The sequence below is a fragment of the Clostridium sp. UMB9555A genome (assembly GCF_030222355.1).
In the GTDB taxonomy this organism is placed as follows: domain Bacteria; phylum Bacillota; class Clostridia; order Clostridiales; family Clostridiaceae; genus Sarcina; species Sarcina perfringens.
Genome location: NZ_JASORQ010000001.1, coordinates 112,141 through 137,899 on the forward strand (window position 1 = coordinate 112,141; position 25,759 = coordinate 137,899).

A 25,759-nucleotide genomic window follows, 5' to 3' on the forward strand; every position below is an offset into this window, starting at 1 on the left:
GCCTCTAACTCTTTTTTTATTATAAATATAAGTATATAAATTATATATTTTATGGACTTTCTATTGTTATTAAACTTTTTTAATATTTGTAATTGAAATTTATACAGTAAAACTAAATATTTTCAACTTTTCCCAAAACGCATAAAATGATAATATTTTATTGTAAGAAACGTTTACAACAAAAGGGGGAAGAAGTGTGAAGAGTAAAGCTAAAAAGCTTCCAAAAGAGAAGCTTACAATGAAAGATAGAATGAAACGTTTTAGAAACAATAAAGAATTATTACTACTTACTATACCAGGAGCAATATGGTTTTTAGTATTTGCTTACTTACCAATGTTTGGAGTAATTGTAGCATTTAAAAGATGGAGAATCCATGGAGGCTTCTTTGAAAGCTTAATGAATAGTAAATGGGTTGGATTTGATAACTTTAAATTCTTATTCCAAAGTAGTGATGCTTGGTTAATAACTAAAAATACAGTTTTATATAATCTTGTATTTATAATTTTAGGAATAGTACTTCCAGTAACATTAGCAATTTTATTAAATGAGTTATTAAATAAAAAGCTAGCTAAGTTCTATCAAAGTAGTATGTTCTTACCTTATTTCTTATCATGGGTTGTTGTAAGTTATTGTTTATATGCATTCTTAAGCCCAGAAAAAGGATATGTTAATGGTATTTTACAATCTATGGGTGGAAAAGGAATTTCATGGTATACAGAGCCTAAATATTGGCCATTTATAATAATTTTCATGAGTCAATGGAAAGCAGTTGGATACGGAACAGTTGTTTATTTAGCTTCAATATGTGGTATAGATAAGAGTTACTATGAAGCAGCAATGATAGATGGAGCAAGTAAGTTCCAACAAATAAAATATATAACAGTTCCATTATTAAAACCTGTAATGATCATAATGTTCATAACTTCAATTGGTGGTATGTTCAGAGGAGATTTAGGTCTATTCTATCAATTACCAAAGGATTCAGGTGCTTTATATCCAGTAACAAATGTAATAGATACTTATGTATATAGAGGTCTTATGAACTTAGGAGATATAGGTATGAGTTCTGCAGCAAGTTTATATCAATCATTTGTAGGATTAATACTTATCGTAACTTCTAACGCTATAGTAAGAAAAGTAGATGAAGAAAACGCATTCTTCTAAAAAAAGGTGGTGTAATGTGTGTTAGAAACTATTAAACAAAAAAGACTTCAGAAAAAAGCGGAACCAAAAGAAGAGGTAAGCAAGTTTAATGCTGTCTCAAAAAAGAGTAACTTTTTATTAAATGTTTTATTCGCAATATTAGCTTTCTTAGCAATAATGCCCTTCGTATTTGTTATAGCTATATCATTAACAAATGAGCAATCATTACAATTAAATGGATATAGATTCATACCAGAAGAGTGGAGTTTTGAAGCTTATAAATATATATTCTCATCAGGTAGCCAGATTTTAACATCATATGGAGTTACAATTATAGTTACAATTTTAGGTACTTTAATTGGACTAGCTATAATGTCAATGTATGGATATGCTTTATCAAGAAAGAGTTTTGCTTACAGAAAGTTCTTTACTAAAGTAATATTTATACCAATGTTATTCTCAGGTGGTATGGTTGCTTCATACTTAGTAGTTACAAGATTCTTAAACTTAAAGAATACAATATGGGCACTTATACTTCCAATGTGTGTAAGCTCATTCCATATAATTATTTTAAGAACATTCTTTAAAACATCAGTACCAGACGCTATTATAGAATCAGCTAAAATAGATGGAGCATCAGAGTGGAGATTATTCTTAAGAATAGTATTACCAATATCTCTTCCTGGTATAGCAACAATAGGATTATTCTTAACTTTAGGATACTGGAATGACTGGTTCAACGCTATGTTATATATTGATGAACCAAACTTAATACCATTACAGTACTTATTAATAAGACTTGAAAACTCAATGGAGTTCTTAGCAAATAATGCAACATCACTTGGTGCAAATGCTATAGAGGCTACTAAGAACATGCCAAAAGATACTGCTAAGATGGCTATAGTTGTTATTTCAACTTTACCAATTATATTTGCTTATCCATTCTTCCAAAGATACTTTGTAAATGGATTAACAATTGGAGCAGTTAAAGAGTAATTAAATAGAATGATATTTTAAAAGGGTTGTATCAATAGCAACTTAAAATAAAACTTATAAATATATTTCGAGAATTATTGGATTTCGCTAAGAATTTATAGCCATTACTCCGAAGAATTTACTAAAGTTTCGAAACTTGCTTCGCTTCGGACAGTCTCAACTTTTTAACGTAAAATCTTCTACGTAATGGCTTAAATTCTAAAGCTTATCCAAATATTCTCTTCATACTATTTATAAGTTTTATTATTTTAAGTTTTGATACAACCTTTTTGTTAAAGTTTGAGGTTTGTAGAAAATAAGGATAAGGAGAAAATTAGTATGAGATTTATATCAGAAAGAATAAGAAAGACTTATGAAGAAATAGGAAGATATGTTTATTCTAATACTTTAAACATAGATAATTATAAATTTATAGCAGGAAAGTATGATAATATAGATGAAATAAAAAATGCACCTGAAGAAGGGTGGATAGATTTTAAAACAGGAGATCTTTGGGGCGAGGAAAGCCATGGATGGTTTAAAACTTCTGTTAAGGTTCCAGAGGAGTTTGCAGGACAAACTATTGCTTTAAGCTTTCATACTTTTTTAGGAGATTGGGATAATACTACAAATCCACAGTTTATCCTTTATGTAAATGGAGAACATATTCAAGGGTTAGATGTAAATCATCAGGAAACAATATTAACTCATAATGCTGTGGCAGGAGAAGTTTATAATATAGACTTGCATGCACATATAGGAAGAATTGAGGGCAAAAAATCAACTTTACATGGTAAGCTAGTAACAATAGACGAAGAAGCTAGAAAATTATACTTTAACTTAAGTGTTCCTCATATAGTAGCAACTAAATTACATGAGGAAGATAAGAGAAGAATAGACATGTTAACTGTGTTAAATGACACAATAAACTTAATTGATTTAAGAAGACCATTTACTAAAGAGTACAATGAAAGTTTAAAAATTGCTAATAAATATATAGAAGAAAATTTCTATGATAAAATGTGTGGACATGAAGATATGGTAGCTACTTGTGTTGGGCATACTCATATAGATGTGGCTTGGCTTTGGACTGTAGCTCAAACAAGAGAAAAGGTTGCAAGAAGTTTCTCAACAGTATTAAAGCTTATGGAGGAATATCCAGAATACATATTCATGTCTTCTCAACCTCAACTTTATAAATTCTTAAAAGAAGATCATCCAAAGGTTTATGAGAAAGTTAAAGAAAAAGTAAGAGAAGGGGTTTGGGAACCAGAAGGAGCAATGTGGCTTGAAGCTGATTGTAATGTAACTTCAGGAGAATCTTTAATAAGACAAATATTACATGGAAAAAGATTCTTTAAAGAAGAATTTAATGTGGATAATGAAATACTTTGGCTTCCAGATGTTTTTGGATATTCAGCAGCCCTTCCTCAAATATTAAAGAAATCTGATGTTAATTATTTTATGACAACTAAGATTTCATGGAACCAAATTAATAAAATGCCTTATGACACTTTTATGTGGAAAGGAATAGATGGAACAGAAATATTAACTCATTTTATAACTACAACTTACCCAGATCAAGATCCATTTAAGGAAACTATGACAACATACTGTGGAAATATTCATCCAGGTTCAATAATGGGAGCATGGAATAGATATCAGCAAAAAAATATAAATAATGATGTTTTAGTTGCCTTTGGATTTGGAGATGGTGGCGGTGGTGCTACTTATGAAATGCTTGAAAATGGAAAGAGACTTTCTAAAGGAATCCCAGGAGCACCTAAGGTTAAAATAGGTAAGGCTAAGGATTACTTTAAGAAATTAGAGGAAACTGTAAAAGATAATAATAAACTTCCAAAGTGGGTTGGAGAATTATATCTTGAGTATCATAGAGGAACTTATACTTCAATGGGAAGAAATAAGAGAGATAACAGAGTATGTGAAAATCTATATACATCAGCAGAAAAATTTAACTCAATGGCTATGTTGTTAGGGAAAAATTATCCTTTAGCTGATTTAAATGCTGCTTGGGAAACAATACTTTTAAATCAATTCCATGATATTTTGCCAGGTTCATCAATAAAAGAGGTTTATGATGTAACTAAGGAAGAATATAAGGATTTAATTGAAAAAGGAAATAACTTTGTAGGGTCAGCTTTAGATAATATAACATCAGAAATAAACTTAAAGGAAAGAAGTGTTGTTGTATTTAACTCTCTAGGATTTGAAAGAGATGATATCGCTACTTTTGATGTTCCAGAAGATATAGAAAATCCAGCTGTATTAGATGGAGAGGAAGAAATTATTTGTCAAAGAATAGAGGATGGAGAAAAAGCAATATTCTTTGCTAAAGGAATACCTGCAAATGGATATAAGAGCTTTAAAATAATAGAATCTACCAATAAAGAAGTAGAGAATGTATCTCTAAATGAAAAAGAAGCTGAAAATGACTTCTTAAGAATTAAATTTAATGAAGAAGGAAATATAGTTTCATTATTTGATAAGAGAGCAGAAAGAGAAGTATTAAAAGAAGGAACTTTAGGAAATAGACTTCAAGCTTTTGAAGATAAGCCTATGGAATATAGCAACTGGGATATAGATATATACTATAAAGAAAAAATGTGGAATGTTGATGATGTTAAAAGCATTGAAGTTGTGGAAGAAGGCCCAGTAAGAAGTACATTAAGAATTGAAAGAAAATTCTTAGAGTCTACTATAGTTCAAAATATTTATATTTATAGAGACTTAGATAGAATAGATTTTAATTCATATGTTGATTGGAAAGAGCATGAAGTATTATTAAAAACTTCATTCCCAATAGATTTAAATGCTACAGAGGCTACTTATGAAATTCAGTATGGTAATGTTAAGAGACCAACTCATAGTAATACATCATGGGATGAAGCTAGATTTGAAGTTTGTGGCCAAAAATGGGCTGACCTTTCAGAGGGAGACTTTGGAGTATCCTTATTAAATAATTGTAAGTATGGCCATGATATACAAGATGGAGATATGAGACTTACTTTATTAAAATCAGGAACACATCCATGGACTGAAACGGATCAAGAGGAGCATTTCTTTACTTATTCTATTTACCCTCATATGGGTACATGGAAAGAGGCTCATACAGTTCAAAAGGCTTATGAATTAAATCAACCTTTATATACAAAGGTTTGTGAAAAACATGAGGGAATATTAGATGATACTTTAGGCTTAGTAAAAGTGAATAAAGATAATATCATGATTGAGGTTATTAAAAAAGCTGAAGATACAGATCATTTAATAATTAGAATGTATGAATTCTTTAATAGTAGAACTAAGGCTACTTTAGAGTTCTCAAGGGAAATAGAAGAAGCCTTTGAATGTAACTTAATGGAGAGAAACTTAGAAGAGGCTAAATTTGAAGGAGAGAAAATAGAGTTTACTATAAATCCATTTGAAATAAAAACATTTAAGGTGAAATTAAAATAATAAAAAAAGAGGCTATATCAAAATGAAGTGATTTCATTTTTGATGTAGCCTTTTTCTGTGTTTATTTTTATAGCTTAAAGCCTAAGTAAATTTCAAATACAGCGATTATAATAAAGTAAATACCTATTATAAATGGTGTAGCTATTAAGAATGAGATTGGCTCAAATAATATTAATAATCCTAATATTATCAATAATATAGAATAAAGTGTTGTAGCATTGAAACCAAAGCTTTTATAAGTAAACTCACCAACAAGCAAGAATATACCGTTAACTAATGCCCAAGAACCATAGAATATAATTAATACGTCAATACTTTCTAGTGGAACAAAACATAGCATTAAACCAAATAATACTGATATTATACCTGTAAAAATATATAAGCCTTTTCTTGAAGATTTAAAAGCTTTAATTATTGTAAATATACCTGAACCGATTATTAATATACCTGCTATTATTGTGAAATATAGCAATGAATCAATTGGTTTAATAAAGAATAAGATACCTACAATTGCCATTAGAATTCCTTCTAATATACAAAATATTTGTGCACTTTTTTCCATTTAAATCACTCCTTAATTTTTAAAAAGTCTGTTATCTATAAATTTAAGAAATATTGCTATAAATAAATAATAACATTTGTTTAAAAAATGTTCATATTTTAAATTTAACATATATTTTTAAATTGGCATATAAATTTGATACTTTTCAATTGAAGTAATACAAAAAGTAATAATATTTCTAATGAAAAGGTATTTATTAGAAAAAATATGAAATGTTTTATGGAAGATAATAAATTATATAATTTCATTAAATTTATAAATAGAGAAAGTCAAATAAATATAAAAAAACTCCACTATGAAAATGTTTAAATGGGCTATATAATAAACCTGTAAACGATATTAAGGGATTTGAAAAACAAAGGTTTAATAGGGAGGAAAACATAATGTTAAAATTTAAGAAACTAATAGCTTTAACAGCTTGTGCAATGTTAACTACTTCAGTTGCACTAACTGGATGTGGAGCAGACAAAACAGCAAATGCTGGAGAGGGAGAAACAGTAAAACTTACTTGGTATACAATTGGACAAACACCAAAAGATTTAGACATGGTTCAAGAAAAAGCTAATGAATATTTAAAAGAAAAGATCAATGCTACTATTGATATGAAATTTATTGATTACGGTGATTACACTCAAAAAATGGGAGTTATAATAAATTCAGGAGAACCATATGACTTAGCATTTACTTGTTCATGGGCTAACCCATATTTAGAAAATGCTAGAAAAGGAGCTTTCTTAGAACTAGACGAATTATTAGAAACTAAAGGAAAAGAAATGAAGTCTGTTATAGATGAAAGATTCTGGGCTGGAGCTAAAATAGATGGTAAAACATATGCAGTTCCAAACCAAAAGGAAATAGGGGTTGCACCTATGTGGGTATTTACTAAGGAATATGTTGATAAATACAACATACCATATCAAGATATCCATACTTTAGAAGATTTAGAGCCATGGCTAAAAGTTATCCATGAAAATGAGCCAGATGTTACACCTTTATATATAACAAAAGGATTCTCAGCACCAGCTTACTTCGATCAATTAGTTGATCCAGTAGGAGTTGAGTACGGAGATAAAAGCTTAACAATTAAAAATATGTTTGAAACAGATAAAATGAAGAGCGAATTAGAAACTTTACAAAAGTACTATAAGGAAGGCTATATAAATGCTGACTCAGCTACAGCTAAGGATGATAAATCAGTTAAGAGATTTGTAACTAAAGCTGATGGACAACCATATGCTGATGGATTATGGTCAAAGGATTTAGGATATGAAGTAGTTTCATCACCAATAATGGAGACTCATATCACTAATGGTTCAACTACAGGTTCAATGATAGCTATTTCTAAGACTTCAGAGCATCCAGAAAAAGCTATGGAATTCTTAAACTTATTAAATACTGACGTATATTTAAGAAACTTACTTAACTATGGTATAGAAGATGTTCACTATGAAAAAACTGGTGATACTCAAATAAAATTAACTGATAAAGCTAAAGATTACTCAGTTGGATATTACACTTTAGGTAACTTATTCATAACTTATACTTTAGATAATGAGCCAGTTGATAAATGGAAAGAATTCGAAGCATTCAATGATGCATCAGTTGAGTCACCTGCTTTAGGATTCAAATTCAACACTGAAAAAGTAAGTAATCAAATAGCTGCTATAAACAACGTTCTTGAAGAGTTTAAATCAACTATATACAGTGGATCAGTTAATGAAGCTGAATATTTAGAGAAAATGAACAAGAAATTAAAAGAAGTTGGAATAGATGAAGTAATTTCAGAAATGCAAAGTCAAATAGATGCATGGAAAGCTGAAAACGGAAAATAATATAATTTAAAAATAAGTGTAAACTCTATGCCAAGCATAGAGTTTACTTTTATAAAAATATAAATAAAACTTATGAAAGTATTCTTACATAATCTAAGGAGTAGATTATAAATATATGTATAGCGGGGGATGATTTTATATGAAGAAATATGTTGTTATTGATATTGGAGGAACGAGTATAAAACATGCTTTGATGACTGAAAGTGGAGATATTTTAGAAAAGGGAAGCATGAAAACTGAAGGGGATAATATAGATATTTTTATTGAATCCATAGGAAAAGTTGTTGATTCATATAAAGAAAAAAATGAGGTTTTTGGATTAGCATGTAGTTCGCCAGGTGCTGTAGATGTTAAAACAGGATTTATAGGAGGAGGAAGTGCCATTTCTTGCATACATGGTCCAAATATAAAAGAGCTTTTAGAAAAAAGATGTGGTTTAGAGGTTTCTATAGAAAATGATGCAAATTGTGCTGGATTAGCGGAAGGATGGCTTGGATCAGCTAAAGGAGTAGAAAATTATGCATGTATTGTAATTGGTACAGGAATAGGTGGATGCATAGTTATAAATGGAAGAATTTTAAGAGGAAAGCATCTTCATGGGGGAGAATTTGGTTATATGTTTACTAGAGATAGTGAAGGATTAACAGATAGAATTTGGAGTGAAGTTTCATCCACTAATGCTTTAGTTACAAGAGTATCTAAATTAAAAGGAATAGAAAAATCAGAACTTGATGGAAAGAAAGTTTTTGAAATGGCTGAAAATGGAGATGAGGAAGTTAATAAGGAAATAGAATCATGGTATATGGACCTTGCAAGAGGAATATACAATATTCAATATATAGTTGATCCTGAAAAAATTGTTATTGGTGGAGCTATAAGTGCTAGAGATGGATTTGATAAGAAAATAAATGAAAAACTTGCTTTATTAAAAAGTGATATAGCGACCTTAGATATAAGTGTTGAAAAATGCAAATTTCAAAATGATTCAAATTTAATAGGAGCATTATATAACTTTCTTTTTGTTAGCAAATAAATAAATTTTATTATTTAAAGAAAAATTATATAGATAAAAAGGGGAGTGCCTTATGTCACAATTAAATTATAGAGAAAATCTAAATATGAAATTTAAAGCTTATAATGGGGGATTGAGAGTTTTTAAAAATTATGAGATTAATCATAATAATATAGATATTTATTTTTCAAACATGAAAATAACGCTTACTATATTTGAAAATGATATAGTTAAAGTTTTTATTGGAGATAAATATGAGGAAAGTCTTTCAACTAATGGTGTAGTCGGTGATTTAAGAAAAGGTGAATTTATAGTAGAAGAGGATTCAAACTTTGTAATTATAAAGGGTAAGAAGGTTTTAACTTTTGTAGATAAAAATACTACAGAGATAAGTTTCAAAGACTTAGAAGGAAATATAATAAATGAAGATTTTCAGCCAAGCTTTAAGGATGAAGAAGGAAATGTGTACATATCAAAGGTAAATGATTGTTTAGCATATTATGGACTTGGAGAAAAGGGTGGAGATTTAAATAAAAAGGGATGTTATACAGAAAACTTTAATACTGATGATCCAGAGACTGACGATGATTCCATAACTTATTATAAGACAATTCCTTTTTATGTTGCCTTAAAAGAAGAAGCTACCTATGGAATATTCTTTGATAATAGTTTTAGAAGTTATTTTGATATGGGAATGGAAATGGGAGATAGGATTTTCTTTGGAGCAATAGGAGGACAAATTCAATATTACTTTATTCCAGGAGAAAATATTAAAGAGGTAGTTAAGAATTATACTGCTTTGACAGGAAGAATGGAGATGCCACCTCTTTGGAGCTTAGGATATCAGCAATGTAGATTTAGTTATTTTAGCCAAGAGGAAGTAAGAGAGTTAGTAAAAACCTTTGAAGAAAAAGATATTCCCTTAGATGTAGTTTATTTAGATATAGATTACATGGATGGATTTAGAGTTATGACTTTTAAAACTCCTAATTTTGATGATGCAGCTGGTCTTATTGGTGATTTAAAAGAAAAGGGAATAAGAACTATTACTATTATTGACCCTGGTGTTAAGGTAGATGAAGAGTATCCTGTATTTAAAAGAGGTAAAGAAGGAAATCATTTTACTAAGAAGCTAGATGGAGAAATATTTATTGGAGCAGTTTGGCCAGGTGATAGTGCTTTCCCTGACTTTTCAAATAAGGATTGTAGAGAATGGTGGAAAAGTGAACTTAAAAAATTCATAAGTGAACATGGCATGGATGGAATTTGGAATGATATGAATGAACCATGTGTCTTTAATAATGATCATAAAACAATGTTAGAAACCTGTCTTCATAATAGTGATAATGGAGTTATAGAACATAAGGAATTTCATAATAGATATGGCTTTGAAATGAGCAGATGTTCTAAGGAAGCGCAAGAAGAATTGCATCCTAATGAAAGAGGATTTTCAATGACTAGAGCTACCTATGCTGGTGGACAAAGATATTCATCAGTTTGGACTGGAGATAATATGAGCCTTTGGAGCCAAATGAGAATGTCAATATCAATGAATGCTAATTTGGGAATCAGTGGATTTTCTTTTGTTGGAAATGATGTTTCAGGTTTCGGGTTAGATTCAAGTGAAGAATTATTTATAAGATGGATGGAAATGGGACCATTTATTCCTATATTCAGAAATCACTCAAATATGTACACTAGAAGACAAGAACCATGGGCTTTTGGACCAAGAGCTGAAAAAATAGCAAAGAAATCTATTGAGTTAAGATATGAGTTACTTCCATATATTTATGATTTATATTATATATCACATAAAGAGGGACTTCCTATATTTAGACCTATGATAATGGAATATGAGAAAGATATGAATCTTTTAAATATGAGAGAACAATTTATGTTAGGTGAAAATATGCTTGTTGCACCAGTATTATATGAAGGGGAAAGAAGCAAAACTGTATATTTACCAAAGGGAAGTTGGTTTAATTATTTTACAATGGAGAAGTTACAAGGAGGAAAGTGGTATAAGCTTCCTTGTGAATTAGATGAAATTTTAGTTTTTGTTAAAGAAGGATCAATAATACCAACATATAATAAGAAATTTAGAAATGTTAAAGAAAGACCAAAGAATATACTTCTTAAGGTTTTTGGAGAGAATGCTAAAGGATTCCACTATAATGACGATGGACATACTATGGAATATTTAGAGGGAAAATATACTTATATGGGCATAGAGTTTGTAGATGGAAAAGAAGAATTTAAGCTTATTAATAATGACTATATTATAGAGGATATGGAAATTCAAATAATAAAATAGTCTATTACGAGTTATTTTTTATACGTAGAGAAATAATTGCATTAATTTAACATAATAAATGATATATGGCCACTAATACTTAGAAATATTAGTGGTCATACTTATTACTCTATATTGCTTTAATTTTAATAGGATGTTAAAATTAATGGGTAATATTTAACGTTAAAATAATTTATAACAGATTTTCTATGAATTCTTTTAAAGATGGACAAGTATTTTTAAGAAAATTTATAGGGGAATATTGTGGAAATAATTATTAGGAGGAAAAAGATATGGGCAATAGCAATGATGGAAAGAAGCTTATGTGGTATAACCTTGGTCTAATGGCATTCGTGTCAGTTTGGGGCTTTGGTAACGTAGTAAACAACTTCGCAACTCAAGGGTTAACCGTAGTAACTTCATGGATATTAATTATAGCTTTATACTTCGTACCATATGCACTTATGGTTGGAGAATTAGGTTCAACTTTTAGAGATAGTAAAGGTGGGGTAAGTTCATGGATAGGTAAAACAATGGGGCCTACATTAGCTTACTTAGCAGGATGGACTTATTGGGTAGTACATGTACCTTATTTAGCACAAAAACCACAAGCTGTACTTGTTTCATTAGGATGGGCAGTATTCCAAGATGGAAGCACTATAAAAGCTATAGATCCTAAAATTACTCAAGTAGTATGTTTAGTAATATTCTTATTCTTTGTGTGGATTGCTTCAAGAGGAGTAAATTCATTAGGTAAAATAGGTACAATAGCAGGAACAGCAATGTTCGTTATGTCTATTCTTTATATAGTACTTATGTTAACAGCACCAGCTATTACAGGAACTCATATAGCAAGTCCAAATATGACTTCTATAAAAACTTATATACCAAAATTTGATTTTGCGTATTTTACCACTATAGCTATGTTGGTATTCTCAGTTGGAGGAGCTGAAAAGATATCTCCATATGTTAATAACATGAAAGATTCTAAAAGAGGTTTCTCAAAAGGTATGATAGCCTTAGCTATAATGGTTGCAGTTACAGCACTTCTTGGATCAGTAGCAATGGGAATGATGTTTGATGCAAATAATGTTCCTGATGATTTAATGTTAAATGGTGCTTACTATGCATTCCAAAAGTTAGGTAATTACTATGGAATAGGAAATTCTTTATTAATATTATATGCATTAGCAAACTTTGCAGCTCAAGTTTCAGCATTAGTATTCTCAATAGATGCTCCATTAAAAGTTTTATTAGCAGATACTGATGCAAGATACGTTCCAATATCATTAACTAAGACTAATAAGAATGGAGCTCCAATAAATGGATATATAATGACTTCTATTTTAGTTGGTATATTAATAATAGTACCAGCTTTAGGAATTGGAAACTTCAATGCTTTATTTACTTGGTTATTAAAATTAAATGCTGTTGTTATGCCAATGAGATATTTATGGGTATTCTTAGCTTACATAATGTTAAGAAAAGCTATAAAAGGCCAATTCAAGTCAGATTACAAATTTGTTAAAAATGATAAATTTGCAATGTTAATAGGTACTTGGTGTTTTGTATTTACAGCATTCGCTTGTATCTTAGGTATGTTCCCAACAGATATTAAAACATTCTCAGGAGAATGGATTTTCAGAGTAGGAATGAATATTGGTACACCTTTAGTATTAATAGGATTAGGTTTAATATTACCTAAGATAGCTAAGAAAACTAACGGAAAAGCATATGATGATGCAGTAAGAGAAGCTGCATCATCAAAATTAGAAAATAAATAGTAAAAAAGGCACTCTTTAGAGTGTCTTTTTTTTATATACTTATATCATTATATTTTAGAAAGTTTATTAGATTAATTATAATGACAAAATATATGAAATGTGATAATATGATAATTACAATATATTTTGATAATCAAACAAAATGCTGTTATAAATTAAAAAGAGAAGAGATAAAGCTCTAAAGAAAATATGAGAGTTTAAAAATAATAAATGGAAAGAAGAAGGGAGAGAAATCTTAATGATAGTAGAACCAAAATTTAGAGGATTTATATGTACTACATCACATCCTACAGGTTGCAAAAAAAATGTTGAGAATCAAATAGAGTACGTAAAAGAAAATGGAAAGATAGAAGGTGCTAAAAGAGTACTTGTACTAGGGGCTTCTACTGGATATGGATTAGCAAGTGCTATTGTTGCTTCAGAGGCCTGTGATGCAGAAGTTTTAGGTGTTTCATTTGAGAGAGAGGCAAAAGGTAAGAGAACAGCTTCAGCAGGTTGGTATAACATAGAATCACTAAAGAAATTTACAGCAAGTGAAGGTAAAAAGTTTATATCAGTAAATGGAGATGCCTTTTCTAATGAAGTTAAAAATGAAGTTATAGAATTAATAAAAGAAAATATGGGGAAAGTAGATTTGGTTATATACTCCTTAGCAGCTCCAAAGAGAAAGGATCCAGTTTCAGGAGAAGTTTATAGTTCTTGTTTAAAAACTGTAGGAGCTCCATTTACTAGTAAAACTTTAGATTTCCACACAGGAGAAATACATGATATCACTATTAATCCAGCTACAGAGGAAGAAATAGAAGGTACTAGAAAAGTAATGGGTGGAGAAGACTGGATGCTATGGATTAAAGCATTAAAAGAAGCTGATGTTTTAGAAAAGGGAGTTAAAACAATAGCTTATTCATATATTGGACCAGAAGTTACTTATCCAATATACAGAGAAGGAACTATAGGAAGAGCTAAAAATGATTTAGAAAAAACTGCAGGAGAGATAACTAAGGTTTTAAAATCATTAAATGGAGAAGGATATATATCTGTAAATAAAGCTTTAGTAACGCAAGCTAGCTCAGCTATTCCAATAGTATCTTTATATATTTCAATTCTTTATAAAGTTATGAAGGAAAAAGGTACTCATGAGGGTTGTATTGAGCAAATATACAGAATGTTTAAAGAAATTTACCAAGGAAACTTAAATTTAGACTCAGAAAATAGAATTAGAATAGACGATTTAGAAATGGCTGAGGATGTACAAAAGGCTATTGAGGAAATATGGCCACAAATAACTAGTAAGAATGTTTTTGAATTAAGTGATGCAGAAGGGTTTAAAAAAGAATTCTTCAAGTTATTTGGATTTGGATTAGAGGGAGTAGATTACTCAGAGGATGTTGACATAACAACAGTTTAATATAAAAAATATTATTTCATTAATTTTAAAAAATATGAAAAGGTCATACTTTAGTTAAACTACTAGAGTAAGGCCTTTTATATTTTATTTAAAGTTAATTTAGTTAAGAATTTATAGTTGCTTTTGGTATGTCAAGGTATTTATATTTTGAATAGAACTTAATTGTATCTAAAAAATAATAAATAGTGACAATATAATGATTATTATTCCTGCAATTAAGTTACTGTTTTTTGAAATATTTTTACTTTTTATTGTTTTTGATAAATAGAAGCCTAAAGATATAAATGTCAATGAAATAATAAAGGTTGATATTGTTGTAAAGGCAATATTAAGTCCAGAGATGCTAGCACCTATTCCTAAACCAAAGTTGTTTAATGCTAGGGCTAAGGATAAGGCTAGAGATTCTTTAAAATCAATATTACCAGACTTATCTTTATCTGCAACTTCTGGATTTTCTAATATAAAGGTGGGAGAGGAATTATTTTCACTATTATGTGAGGTTAGGATTTTTTTCTCTTTGAAATAAGAATATATAGAATAAAAACCTAATGCAAGAAGAACTAAACCACCTATAATATCTCCTAATTTAACAGGAATTAAATCCACTAAAAATTGTCCTAATATCATTGAAATAAAAGTTCCTAAAGCAGATATGGATGCTATGACAAGAGTACTTGAAAAATTTATTTTTATGTCTTTTAAACCATATGCTAGAGAAACAACAAGTATATCTAAACTTGCAGCAATTACAAAAAGAAGTATACTTAAAAAGCTCACTTGTTCTGCCTCCAAAATTTTACTGTTAATTCCAATATATTTTATTAATATATAAATTGTGACAATTTTGGAGTGTGAGTAAGTTTAAGACTGAGAAATATAATAAGATAATTCCTTAGGGGGAAATTCTATTTTCTTTACTAACTTTGTTAAATAAACTTTAGCTTTTTCATATTCCTTTTCATTAATAAGCTTTTTAAAATATAGGGATTCTCTATTACTTATATAATCTCTTAAAATATTAAAAGCTAGTTCTAAAGAGTATTTAAAGCCTATAATATCCTTAGGAGATAATAATAATTTATCTAAATAATTATAGAATTCTACTAAACCCTTAGAAAAGGAGTTAAGCTTTTCCTGAAAGTCTTTATCATGTTGGAGCAAAAGTAATTTATAATTTTCTATCTCTTCCCTATAAGCTTTATGATCTAAAGTTTTATTTATTTCTTTTAAGGAGTTTATGCACTTAATTGCAGAAATATCCTTATCCTTAACTTCTAACATTATGTCAGGAGAAAATTCTTTAATCTCTTCATAATATTCTAAAAAACTATTTATAGAAATTGAAGGAGAGTGGGAACCTTTCTTTTTAAAAATATCCTGCTCACTATAATGTACTTTCATATTTCCATCTAATTCTTTATTCCATGTTTTGATAACAAGTGAGTAAATTTCTTTTAAACTATAGGAATTATCCCCATAGCATATATTATGTAAATTATCAAATATAACAGGAATGTTTAATTTACTAGAAATATCTAATACATCATCTAGGGAAAAATTTCTCTCATCATTTTCTATGACCAATCGCTTTTTAGAAGAATCTGAAAGTTTCTTAAATCCCTTTAAAAAGTTTTCCTTTGCTAATTTTTTATCTCCATATACCCCTCCTATATGAAGTATTATTTTATTTTTATAATCTACATTTAAGGAGTCTAAAAACTCACAGTGATACTCAATATCCTTTATAGACTTGTATAATACATCCTCCTTAGGGGTATTTATTACTGTATATTGACCAGGATGCATAGAAACTCTAATGTTATTATTCTTAATAAAAGTTCCTATGAATTCTAACTTATCTTTAAATTCTTTTTGCCAGCTTATATTATTTATTTCATGGGAACCTAAGGGGATAATATCTGAGCTTATTCTAAATAAGTAAATATTATTTTTAATATTCCATTCTAATATTTTTTGTAAATCATCTAAATTTTGTTTTGTAATAGAAAGGAATTTATCCTTAGAAAAATCCTTTAGTAATATTCTGCGATTTGTTCTAGCATTAGTTGTTATTGGAGTACAAGCATATCCTATTTTCATATATAATCAATCCTTTTCAAAATATTAATTATATATTTTGCATTTAAATAAAAAATAAAACAAAAAGCTTTAGAAATATATTATTTTTTTTAAATATAAATAGTAAAATAATTTTAAATTAATAAATCTAAAATTATAGTAATCATTGTTTTTATTTATAAATTAATAAATTTGTAATAATTCATAAGGGGGTTATATGGCAAAATTATATTATGAAAAAAGATATATTTAGATTTAAGGATATATAAGAAGTTTGTAAATTTGGTTTATTGTAATTAAATATATAAATTTAAATTAAATCTAAAGGACAGTGATGTTAATGTAACTATAGGGTATATGAAAATCTTTGTAAAAGGTTTAAAAGATGGGGCTAAGTTTTATACTTAGATTAATACACTGAAAACATGACGATTATATGGTTAGTAAAAGAAAAATAATAAATGCTTATGAGAAAGAAATTTAAAAATTTCTTTGGAAAATTCAAGAGGAACCTTTGAAAAAGAATGGTTGTTTACAATAAAGAGATAAAGCAATTATTTCAAGAAAATATGGGACTAAGTTTTTAGGAATTTAAAACATATTAAATAGATAAATAGTAACATTTTAAATTTTGGTGCAATTGATTCATAAAATATATTTTGTTTTATGAATCAATTGCTATGAAAATTTTACGATGATATTTATTCTAAATTGTTGATTTTATTCCATTTACCATGTTTTTTTGATAATTTATTAAAAGATAACAAAAAATATATTTTACAAAATATATAAACAACTGTTATAATGTCAGAGGTTAATTTAAATTATAGGAGTGGAATTTATGGAAAAGTATATATTTTGGGTAACAGCTATTTTTCAAATAGGCGTATTTGCTCTAATGCTATACTATTTATTCATAGCGTTATTTGGATTCTATAAGAAAAAAGATACAAAGACTTTTGAGCCTCAAAAGAAATTTGCAATGCTTGTAGCAGCCCATAATGAAGAAGTAGTTATAGAAAATCTAGTTGAAAGTTTAAAACATTTAGATTATCCAAAAGAATTATATGATATATTTGTTATTGCAGATAACTGTACTGATAATACTGCTAAGATTGCAAGAGCAGCAGGGGCAAATGTATTTGAAAGATTTAATAAAGAGAAGAGAGGTAAGGGTTTCGCATTAGAATGGATGTTTGATAAAATATTCAAAATGGATACTCATTACGATGGAATAGCAGTTTTTGATGCCGATAACTTAGTTGATAAGAATTTCTTAAAAGAAATGAACAATAAAATGTGTGAAGGATTTAAAGTTGTTCAAGGATATATAGATTCTAAGAATCCACAGGATTCATGGATAACAGAATCTTATGCTATAGCATTTACATCAGCTAATAGAATGCTTCAATTAGCTAAGAGTAATATAGGTTTATCAGCTCAAATAGGTGGAACAGGATTCGTTATAGATACTGCAACTCTTAAAAAGTTAGGATGGGGAGCTACTTGCTTAACAGAAGACTTAGAGTTTAGTTGTAAGCTTATATTAAATGGAGAAAAAGTAGGTTGGGCACATGATGCCATAATATATGATGAAAAGCCATTAACTTTAAAAGCTTCATGGAATCAAAGAAAGAGATGGATGCAAGGATTTGCAGATGTTGCTACTAGATATGGAATGAAACTTTTAAAGAAATCTATAAAAGATAGAAGCTTAGTTGCTTTTGACTGTACTTTATATGTAATGCAACCATTTGTTACTTTAGCAACTGGATTAGCTGGTTTGTTAACTTTCGTACAAATAAGAGCAGTAGATGGTCTTGGAATATTCGTTATAAGTTATTTATTTAATGCCACAGTATGGCAATTATTCTGTGTATTCCAATTCTTATTAACACCATTTGCTTTATTATTTGATAAAAAGATGAGCGGAAAGTTATTCGTAGTTTTAGGACTATATGCATGTAACGTATTTATACAACCATACTTAATAAATCAATTAGGTATATTAGATAATATAATGTTATTAACATTATTCAATGTGGCTTATGTAGGAATATTCTTAATAGGAACATTATTATTCCTAGGAAAGAGAAATTTCCAAATATTCTACAGATACTTAATTTATCCATTATACATATTAACTTGGATACCAATAACAATCCAAGGTATAATCGATAAAGATAAAAAAGAATGGTCACATACTAAACACGTTAGACAAATCGGAATATACGAAGTTTAATTAATATAAGACATCCATTAATGGATGTCTTATATTTTTTCTGTAAAAATGATTATGAGTATATAAAGTTGACAATATTATTAGAAGATATTTATTTAAATAAGGTAAGTTTTTGTATTTTAAAATCTTTTGATATAATTAATAATCGTGAAGTACTATAAAGATATGTTCGATGGGAACAAATGTTTGACAATGTATTTTTAAAGAATTATACTATTTTAGTAAATTGAAAGGATGATATATAAATGTTTGGATTAATAAGTTATGAGGAGATATATGGACATGAGGACGAGTATATCTTTATAGATGTTAGAAGCCAAAAGGAAGCCTTTGAAGAACCTATGATAGGGTCTATAAATATTCCAGTGCTTTTAAATGAAGAGAGAGATGTAGTCGGAACTTTATATGTTAGAGAGAGTGCAGAGGCTGCAAAAGAGCAAGGAATAGAATTCATCTCTAGAAGATTGCCAGAAATATTTAAACAAGTCCAAGAGCTTTATAGAAATAAGCATGGTAAAAAACTTGTTATTTTTTGTGCAAGAGGTGGAATGAGAAGTGGAAGTCTACATTCATTACTAAATAGTTTAGGAATAAATTGTTATAAACTAGAAGGTGGATATAAATCATACAGAAGTTTTATAATAAATAAAATAGAAGAATTCTCAAAGGAAATTGATTTTATAGTATTATATGGAAATACTGGTGTAGGAAAAACTGAAATGCTATATAAATTAGAAGAAAAGGGATATGATGTTTTAGACTTAGAAGGATGTGCAAATCATAGAGGTTCAATTCTTGGAGGAGTTGGATTAGGTGATTGCAACACTCAAAAGAGATTTGATGCATTAGTTTATGATAAACTTAGACATAGAAATTCTAACATTGTATTTATTGAAGGAGAAAGTAAAAGAATAGGAAGAATTCTAATACCAGATCCTTTATTTGAAAAGATGTATGAAGGAGCAAAACTTAAAATAAGTGCTGATCCAGAAGTTAGGGCAGAGAGATTAGTTAGAGAATATACTGCCTTTGAAAATGTAAATGAACAATTAGACGAAGCTTTAGGAGTTCTTAAAAAGCATATAAGTCCAGAAAGAGTGGAACAATATAAAGACTTAGTAGCCAAAGGTGACTATAAGAAAGTAGCCTTAGAACTTATGGAAAAATATTATGATCCTAGATATGGAACAAGCGCAAAGAAAAAAACATTTAGAAATGAATTAGAGATAAATGATATAGAAAATGAATTATTTAAATTAGAGGAAATATATAAAGAGATTTCAGAGGAATTAAGGGAGGATGTATATGAGCAATAAAAATAACAATTATGATGTTACCTCTTTAACTTCTTTAGAAAAGTTAGAACCAGTAAGAGTAAGACCAGGAATGTACATAGGTTCTACAGGAAGCAAAGGACTTCATCATTGTATATGGGAAATATTAGATAACTCTATAGATGAAATATCAAATGGATATGGAAATAAGGCTAAAGTTATTTTAAATAAAGATAAAAGTGTAACTGTAATAGATAATGGAAGAGGAATTCCTACGGGAATGCATCCAATAAAGAAAAAAACTGGTGTTGAGATGGTATTTACAGAGCTTCACACTGGTGGTAAGTTTAATAACCAAAACTATAAGACCTCTGGAGGTCTTCATGGTGTTGGGGCAGCCGTTGTTAATGCCTTATCAAGATGGCTAGAAGTTGAAGTAAAACAAAATGGAAAAATATATAGACAAAGATTTGAGTATGCTTATGACAAAGAGCTTAAAAAAGATATGCCAGGAACACCAGTAACTCCATTAGAGGTAGTAGGAGAATCTAAGGAAACTGGAACAAAGGTTACTTTTTTACCAGATAGGGAAGTGTTTTCAACATCAGATTTTAAATTTGACATAATAGATGAAAGATTACAAGAATTAGCTTTCCAAAATAAAGGAATAAGATTAGAACTTATTGATAATAGAAAAGAAGAAAGTGTAAGTAAAGAATATTACTCAGAAAGAGGACTTTTAGACTTTATAGATTATTTAAATGAAAGTAAAACCCCTCTTCATCCAACTCCTGTTTTATTTGAAGGAGAAAAAGAAGTAAACAACATACAAATGTATGGAGAGATATGTCTTCAATTTACTGATTCAACAACAGAGAATATAGTTAGTTACGTAAATAATATTCCTACTACAGAGGCTGGTACTCATGAGACTGGGTTTAAAACAGGAATGACTCGTGCTTTTAAGGAATGGGCTAAAAAGCTTAACCTTATAAAAGAAAAAGATAAGGAATTTGAAGGCGATGATTTAAGAGAAGGTATGACAGCTATTGTCAGAATAAAAATCACAAATCCAGTCTTTGAAGGTCAAACTAAAACTAAGCTTGGAAATAATGAAGCTTACACAATGATGAATGATTTAGCTTATACTAAGTTTGGTCATTGGATAGAGGATAATAAAGAAGTTGCAACTATGATTATAAATAATGCCTTAGATGCAGCTGCTAGAAGAGAAAAAATTAAAAAGATTAATGATGCAGAGAGAAAGAAAATAGGAAAAGGAACAGCACCTTTAGCAGGAAAGGTTGCAGTATGCACATTAAAAAATAAAGAAGCTAATGAGTTCATAGTAGTTGAGGGAGATTCAGCAGGTGGATCAGCTAAACAAGCTAGAGATAGAAGATTCCAAACAATAATGCCTTCAAAGGGTAAAATAATGAATACAGAAAAACAAAAGTTAGAAAATGTTATAGCTTCTGAGGAATTAAAAATCTTTAACACTGCCATAGGTACAGGAATTTTAGATAATTATAATGAAGAAGATTTAAAATATGACAAAATAATAATAATGAGTGATGCTGACGTAGATGGATATCATATAAGAACTCTTTGGATGACATATATCTATAGATACATGAGACCTCTTATAGCTAATGGTCATCTTTATTTAGCACAACCACCTCTTTATAAAGTTGCTAAATCAGGTAAGGGTAAAGATAAGATTCTTTATGCTTATAGTGATGACGAATTAGAAGAAGTTAAAAAGAAGGTAGGAAAGGGAGCAACTATTCAAAGATTTAAAGGACTTGGAGAAATGAATCCAGACCAATTATGGGAGACAACTTTAAATCCAGAAACAAGAACTTTAGTACAAGTTACTATAGAAGATGCCGCTAAGGCTGAAAAAATGGTTTCTTTATTAATGGGTGATGTTGTTCAGCCTAGAAAGAACTATATGTATAAGTATGCTGAGTTCTAAAGGAGGAGATTAAATGGCTAAGAAGAATATTGAAATACCTAAGGATAATAATATTATCAGAATGCCTCTTGAAGAGGTTATGCCTGATAACTATTTACCTTATGCAGTAGAAGTTGCTAAGGATAGAGCACTTCCAGATGTAAGAGATGGATTAAAGCCTGTACACAGAAGAATTTTATATGGTGCATATATGTTAAAGGCTTTTCCAGATAAACCTTATTACAAATCAGCTAGAATAGTTGGGGATATACTAGGTAAATATCACCCACATGGAGATAGTTCAGTTTATGATGCCATGGTAATTCTAGCTCAAAATTTTAGTACAAGAGCTCCCCTTATTGATGGACACGGAAACTGGGGAAGTATAGATGGAGATGGAGCAGCGGCTATGAGATATACAGAGGCTAGACTTTCTAGTATATCTATGGAGATGCTTAGAGATATAGAAAAAAATGTAGTAGATATGGTTCCAAACTACTCAGATTCTGAAATGGAACCTAAGGTATTACCAGCTAGATATCCAAATCTTTTAGTAAATGGAACTTTTGGTATAGCAGTTGGACTTTCAACTAATATACCACCACATAATTTGAGAGAAGTTATAGATGGTACTTTAGCTTATATAGATAATAATGAAATTACTACTAGAGAATTAATGAACTATATAAAAGGGCCAGACCTTCCAACTGGAGGAGTTTTAATTGGCGAGAAAACTCTATTATCTGCTTATGAAACTGGAGAAGGAAAAGTAACTTTAAGAGCTAAGGCTAAAATTGAAACTTTAGAAAATGGAAGACTTGGAATAGTAATAACTGAATTCCCTTATAGAAGAAATAAGGCTAGAATACTTCAAACAATATCAGATATGACTGGTGACAAGAGACATGCTAAAGCTTTAGATGGAATAGTGGATATTAGAGATGAATCAGATAGAACTGGTATAAGAGCCGTAATAGAATTTAAGAAGGCTGTAGATCATGATATGGCTGATAAGGTTCTTAAGTATCTTTATAAAAAAACTGATCTTCAAGGTAACATAAGCTTTAATATGGTTGCCTTAGCAGATGGAAAACCAGAGACTATGGGATTAAAAACAATAATATCTCACTATGTAAATCATCAAAAGGATGTTGTTACAAGAAGAACAAAAAGAGAGTTAGAAGTAGCAGAAAAGAGATTCCACATAGTTGAAGGTTTCATAAAGGCTATAGGAATAATGGATGAAGTTATAGCTACAATTAGAGCTTCAAAATCAAAGAAAGATGCCCATGAGAATTTAGTTTCAAAATTTGGATTTACTGACTTACAGGCAGAGGCAATTCTAGAATTAATGCTTTATAGATTAACTGGATTAGAGATAAAAGTATTCCAAAAAGAGCATAAAGAATTATCAAAGAAAATAAAGGCGCTTAGAAAAATTTTAGAAAATGAATCAGTTCTTTTAGGTGTTATAAAAGATGAATTAAAAGAAGTGGCTGAAGTCTATGGTGATGAAAGAAGAACTGCCTTAATAGAAGATGAAAGCGAAGCTAAGATAGATTTAGAAGAGTTAATAGTAGCAGAGGATGTTATGGTTACTCTATCAAATGAAGGATTTATAAAGAAGATTCCTCTTAAGACTTATAATCGTTCAAATGTTGATGAAAATGAAATTGAATATAGAGAAGGAGACTATTTAAAATTCCTTATTAAATCAAATACTAAGGATACCTTAGCTATATTCACTGATAAGGGAACTGTTTATCAAATAAAATGTAATTCTGTAGCAGATAAGAAATGGAAAGATAAAGGAGAAAGACTTGAGGATTTAATAAGAGGATTAAGTTTAGAAGATGAAAAAATTATTGCTCTTGAATCAATTGAGAATTTCCTTCCAAACAAATGCTTTAAGTTTATAACTGCTAATGGATTAATAAAGAAGACTACTTTAGATAAATTTGTTACTGCTTACTCAAAACTTATGGCTATAAAGCTTAAAAATGACGATTTATTAGCAAGTGTATCTTTAATAGATTCACAGGATGAAGAAAGATTTGTTGAAATTGAAACAACTAATGGATTAAACTTTGTTGTTTCAGAACCAGAATTAGAGTTCACAGATAGAAATATACTAGGAGTTCAATTAGTACCATTAAAGAGTGGTAACCAAATTAAGAGTATAAGATTTGTAGATAACTATGAATATAAAGAATTCATCATAGGAATAAATAAAAAGGGAAATATAAAAACTTTCAGCAATATGAATAGCAATTCTTATGAAAAGGTAAAGGTTAATTCCTTTAGAAACATAATTGCTTTCTCAAATAAAGGAAAGGTATTTAAATTCCCAGCATACTTACTTCAAAATACAGAAGAAAGTAATATTTCAGATTTAGTAGATGGATTTGAAAAGGATGAACTTATAATAAAAGTAGCTCCTATAAATGAATTTGGAAAAATAGGTGAAGATTTATTTGTTTATTTCTTCTCAAGAGAAGGATTAGTTAAAAAGACATCTTTAAGAGAGTTCTTAGGAGAATTTAATAATCAAATAGCTTATAAGTTTAAAACTCCAAAGGATGAATTAGTAAATGTAGATATAAATTTTGAAAATGCTACAGTAATCTTAGTAACTAAGAATGGTATTGGAATTAAATTCTCAGCTACAGCTATTAATCCAATGGGAAGAGTGGCTTCAGGGGTAACAGGAATAAGCTTAAAAGATGATAATAAAGTCATATTTGGTAAGGTTATACCACCATCTGAAGGTATTGATGATAAAACTTTAGAGGCGTATAATGACTATAAAAAAGAATTAACTAGTAATTATGAAAAACTTATTTTAGAGTCTAAGCAGAAGGAAAAGGCTGAAGTCAATATTGAAGATATTAAACTGCAAAATAGAGCGGGAAGAGGAAGTAGTTTAATGATTTTAGTATTAGAAGACTATATAAGGGACGTAATTATTAAGTAGGAGGTATGGTCATGAAAAAAGTATTAGTATTTTTAGCAGAAGGTTTTGAGACTATAGAAGCATTATCTGTTGTAGATGTTTGTAACAGGGCTAAGGTAACATGTCATGCATGTAGCCTTACAGAAAACAGAACTGTTAATAGTGCTCATGGAACAATGGTGCTTTGTGATAAATTAATATCAGATAATGATTTAGAAACTTATGATGCAATTGTACTTCCAGGTGGAATGCCAGGATCAACAAATCTTAGAGATAATGAGAAAGTACAATCATTAATAAAGAAATATAATAAAGAAAATAAAATTGTTGCTGCAATATGTGCTGCTCCAATAGCTTTAGCTAAGGCTGGCGTTATTGAAGGAAAGAAGGTTACAAGTTATCCAGGATTTAAAGAGGAACTTGGAAATGTTAATTATGTAGAAGAAGACACAGTAGTTGTAGATGGAAACATAGTAACTAGTAGAGGGCCTGCAACTGCCTTAGTATTTGGATTAGAAATATTAAAAAAGTTAGGATATGAAAAAGAAGCAGAGGAAATAAGAGAAGGAATGCTTATTAACTTTTTCTTAGAAAAAGAAGGTAAGTAGCACTTTTATAAATTAAAGAGAGTTGTATCAAAATAACTTAAAAATAAAATTTATAAACATATTTGGAAAATTACTTAGTTAATCTAAGAAGTTTATAGTAAATATTCCATTTATAAATTTTATTTTGAGTTTTGATACGGCTCTTTTTATTTTTTACAAGCT

General features: G+C 29.1%; 16 protein-coding genes. 13 read left to right on the plus strand and 3 right to left on the minus strand.

Annotated elements, in window-relative coordinates:
* Positions 1–196 precede the first annotated feature (196 nt).
* The 3 genes from QP548_RS00505 to QP548_RS00515 all read left to right on the plus strand — a co-directional run bounded on the left by QP548_RS00505 (position 197) and on the right by QP548_RS00515 (position 5,593).
* Positions 197–1,165, plus strand: coding sequence for an ABC transporter permease (locus QP548_RS00505; RefSeq protein ID WP_170869532.1), 969 nt, complete (start codon positions 197–199; stop codon positions 1,163–1,165).
* Between the two features lie 18 nt (positions 1,166–1,183).
* Positions 1,184–2,140: a carbohydrate ABC transporter permease gene (locus QP548_RS00510; protein ID WP_061429033.1), complete on the plus strand. Its 957-nt coding sequence runs from the start codon at positions 1,184–1,186 to the stop codon at positions 2,138–2,140.
* Between the two features lie 318 nt (positions 2,141–2,458).
* Positions 2,459–5,593 carry an alpha-mannosidase gene (locus QP548_RS00515; RefSeq protein ID WP_061429032.1) on the plus strand — a complete coding sequence of 1,045 codons (3,135 nt, stop codon included), beginning with the start codon at positions 2,459–2,461 and terminating at the stop codon, positions 5,591–5,593.
* Between the two features lie 67 nt (positions 5,594–5,660).
* Here QP548_RS00515 and QP548_RS00520 read toward each other — a convergent pair whose 3' ends face one another.
* On the minus strand, positions 5,661–6,155 hold the full coding sequence (locus tag QP548_RS00520) for a DUF308 domain-containing protein (RefSeq protein ID WP_061429031.1): 495 nt from the start codon (positions 6,153–6,155) through the stop codon (positions 5,661–5,663).
* A gap of 383 nt (positions 6,156–6,538) precedes the next feature.
* On the opposite strand from QP548_RS00520, the gene QP548_RS00525 reads away from it, so the two are divergent.
* The 5 genes from QP548_RS00525 (at position 6,539) to fabV (ending at position 14,484) form a co-directional block, all read left to right on the plus strand.
* Positions 6,539–7,987: an ABC transporter substrate-binding protein gene (locus QP548_RS00525; RefSeq protein ID WP_061429030.1), complete on the plus strand. Its 1,449-nt coding sequence runs from the start codon at positions 6,539–6,541 to the stop codon at positions 7,985–7,987.
* A 139-nt stretch (positions 7,988–8,126) separates the two neighbouring features.
* The gene (locus tag QP548_RS00530) at positions 8,127–9,020 is read left to right on the plus strand and encodes an ROK family protein (protein ID WP_061429029.1); all 894 of its coding nucleotides are present in this window, start codon (positions 8,127–8,129) and stop codon (positions 9,018–9,020) included.
* A gap of 52 nt (positions 9,021–9,072) precedes the next feature.
* Positions 9,073–11,313 (plus strand): TIM-barrel domain-containing protein, encoded by a 2,241-nt coding sequence (locus tag QP548_RS00535; protein WP_061429028.1) that lies wholly within the window; start codon positions 9,073–9,075, stop codon positions 11,311–11,313.
* A 272-nt stretch (positions 11,314–11,585) separates the two neighbouring features.
* Complete coding sequence (locus QP548_RS00540; protein WP_061429027.1) at positions 11,586–13,076, plus strand: amino acid permease; 1,491 nt, start codon at positions 11,586–11,588, stop codon at positions 13,074–13,076.
* A gap of 238 nt (positions 13,077–13,314) precedes the next feature.
* Complete coding sequence (gene fabV / locus QP548_RS00545) at positions 13,315–14,484, plus strand: enoyl-ACP reductase FabV (RefSeq protein ID WP_061429026.1); 1,170 nt, start codon at positions 13,315–13,317, stop codon at positions 14,482–14,484.
* A gap of 168 nt (positions 14,485–14,652) precedes the next feature.
* Here fabV and ytaF read toward each other — a convergent pair whose 3' ends face one another.
* Both ytaF and uvsE read right to left on the minus strand, forming a co-directional pair.
* Positions 14,653–15,276 carry a sporulation membrane protein YtaF gene (ytaF, locus tag QP548_RS00550; RefSeq protein WP_075808088.1) on the minus strand — a complete coding sequence of 208 codons (624 nt, stop codon included), beginning with the start codon at positions 15,274–15,276 and terminating at the stop codon, positions 14,653–14,655.
* A gap of 69 nt (positions 15,277–15,345) precedes the next feature.
* Positions 15,346–16,584, minus strand: coding sequence for a UV DNA damage repair endonuclease UvsE (gene uvsE, locus QP548_RS00555; protein ID WP_061429024.1), 1,239 nt, complete (start codon positions 16,582–16,584; stop codon positions 15,346–15,348).
* Positions 16,585–17,404: 820 nt separating this feature from the next.
* Here uvsE and QP548_RS00560 point away from each other — a divergent pair.
* From QP548_RS00560 to QP548_RS00580, 5 genes are all read left to right on the plus strand, one after another.
* Entirely contained in the window at positions 17,405–18,805 is a 1,401-nt protein-coding gene (locus QP548_RS00560; protein WP_057231925.1) for a glycosyltransferase family 2 protein, read from the plus strand.
* Between the two features lie 245 nt (positions 18,806–19,050).
* Positions 19,051–20,121, plus strand: a complete 1,071-nt coding sequence (mnmH, locus tag QP548_RS00565; RefSeq protein ID WP_061429023.1) for a tRNA 2-selenouridine(34) synthase MnmH — start codon at positions 19,051–19,053, stop codon at positions 20,119–20,121.
* Entirely contained in the window at positions 20,111–22,057 is a 1,947-nt protein-coding gene (locus QP548_RS00570; RefSeq protein WP_003451434.1) for a DNA gyrase/topoisomerase IV subunit B, read from the plus strand. The genes mnmH and QP548_RS00570 overlap by 11 nt, the downstream gene beginning before the upstream one ends.
* Positions 22,058–22,070: 13 nt before the next feature.
* Positions 22,071–25,010, plus strand: a complete 2,940-nt coding sequence (locus QP548_RS00575) for a DNA topoisomerase IV subunit A (RefSeq protein WP_061429022.1) — start codon at positions 22,071–22,073, stop codon at positions 25,008–25,010.
* 11 nt (positions 25,011–25,021) lie between these two features.
* Entirely contained in the window at positions 25,022–25,597 is a 576-nt protein-coding gene (locus tag QP548_RS00580; RefSeq protein WP_061429021.1) for a DJ-1 family glyoxalase III, read from the plus strand.
* Positions 25,598–25,759: the final 162 nt, after the last annotated feature.

Excerpts from the sequence above, each read along its gene's own strand:
- QP548_RS00540 (WP_061429027.1), top strand. The coding sequence starts at position 11,586 with ATGGGCAATAGCAATGATGGAAAGAAGCTTATGTGGTATAACCTTGGT.
- mnmH (WP_061429023.1), top strand. The coding sequence starts at position 19,051 with ATGTTTGGATTAATAAGTTATGAGGAGATATATGGACATGAGGACGAG.
- QP548_RS00535 (WP_061429028.1), top strand. The coding sequence starts at position 9,073 with ATGTCACAATTAAATTATAGAGAAAATCTAAATATGAAATTTAAAGCT.
- QP548_RS00525 (WP_061429030.1), top strand. The coding sequence starts at position 6,539 with ATGTTAAAATTTAAGAAACTAATAGCTTTAACAGCTTGTGCAATGTTA.
- uvsE (WP_061429024.1), bottom strand. The coding sequence starts at position 16,584 with ATGAAAATAGGATATGCTTGTACTCCAATAACAACTAATGCTAGAACA.
- QP548_RS00560 (WP_057231925.1), top strand. The coding sequence starts at position 17,405 with ATGGAAAAGTATATATTTTGGGTAACAGCTATTTTTCAAATAGGCGTA.
- QP548_RS00530 (WP_061429029.1), top strand. The coding sequence starts at position 8,127 with ATGAAGAAATATGTTGTTATTGATATTGGAGGAACGAGTATAAAACAT.
- QP548_RS00575 (WP_061429022.1), top strand. The coding sequence starts at position 22,071 with ATGGCTAAGAAGAATATTGAAATACCTAAGGATAATAATATTATCAGA.
- QP548_RS00570 (WP_003451434.1), top strand. The coding sequence starts at position 20,111 with ATGAGCAATAAAAATAACAATTATGATGTTACCTCTTTAACTTCTTTA.
- fabV (WP_061429026.1), top strand. The coding sequence starts at position 13,315 with ATGATAGTAGAACCAAAATTTAGAGGATTTATATGTACTACATCACAT.
- QP548_RS00520 (WP_061429031.1), bottom strand. The coding sequence starts at position 6,155 with ATGGAAAAAAGTGCACAAATATTTTGTATATTAGAAGGAATTCTAATG.
- QP548_RS00515 (WP_061429032.1), top strand. The coding sequence starts at position 2,459 with ATGAGATTTATATCAGAAAGAATAAGAAAGACTTATGAAGAAATAGGA.
- QP548_RS00580 (WP_061429021.1), top strand. The coding sequence starts at position 25,022 with ATGAAAAAAGTATTAGTATTTTTAGCAGAAGGTTTTGAGACTATAGAA.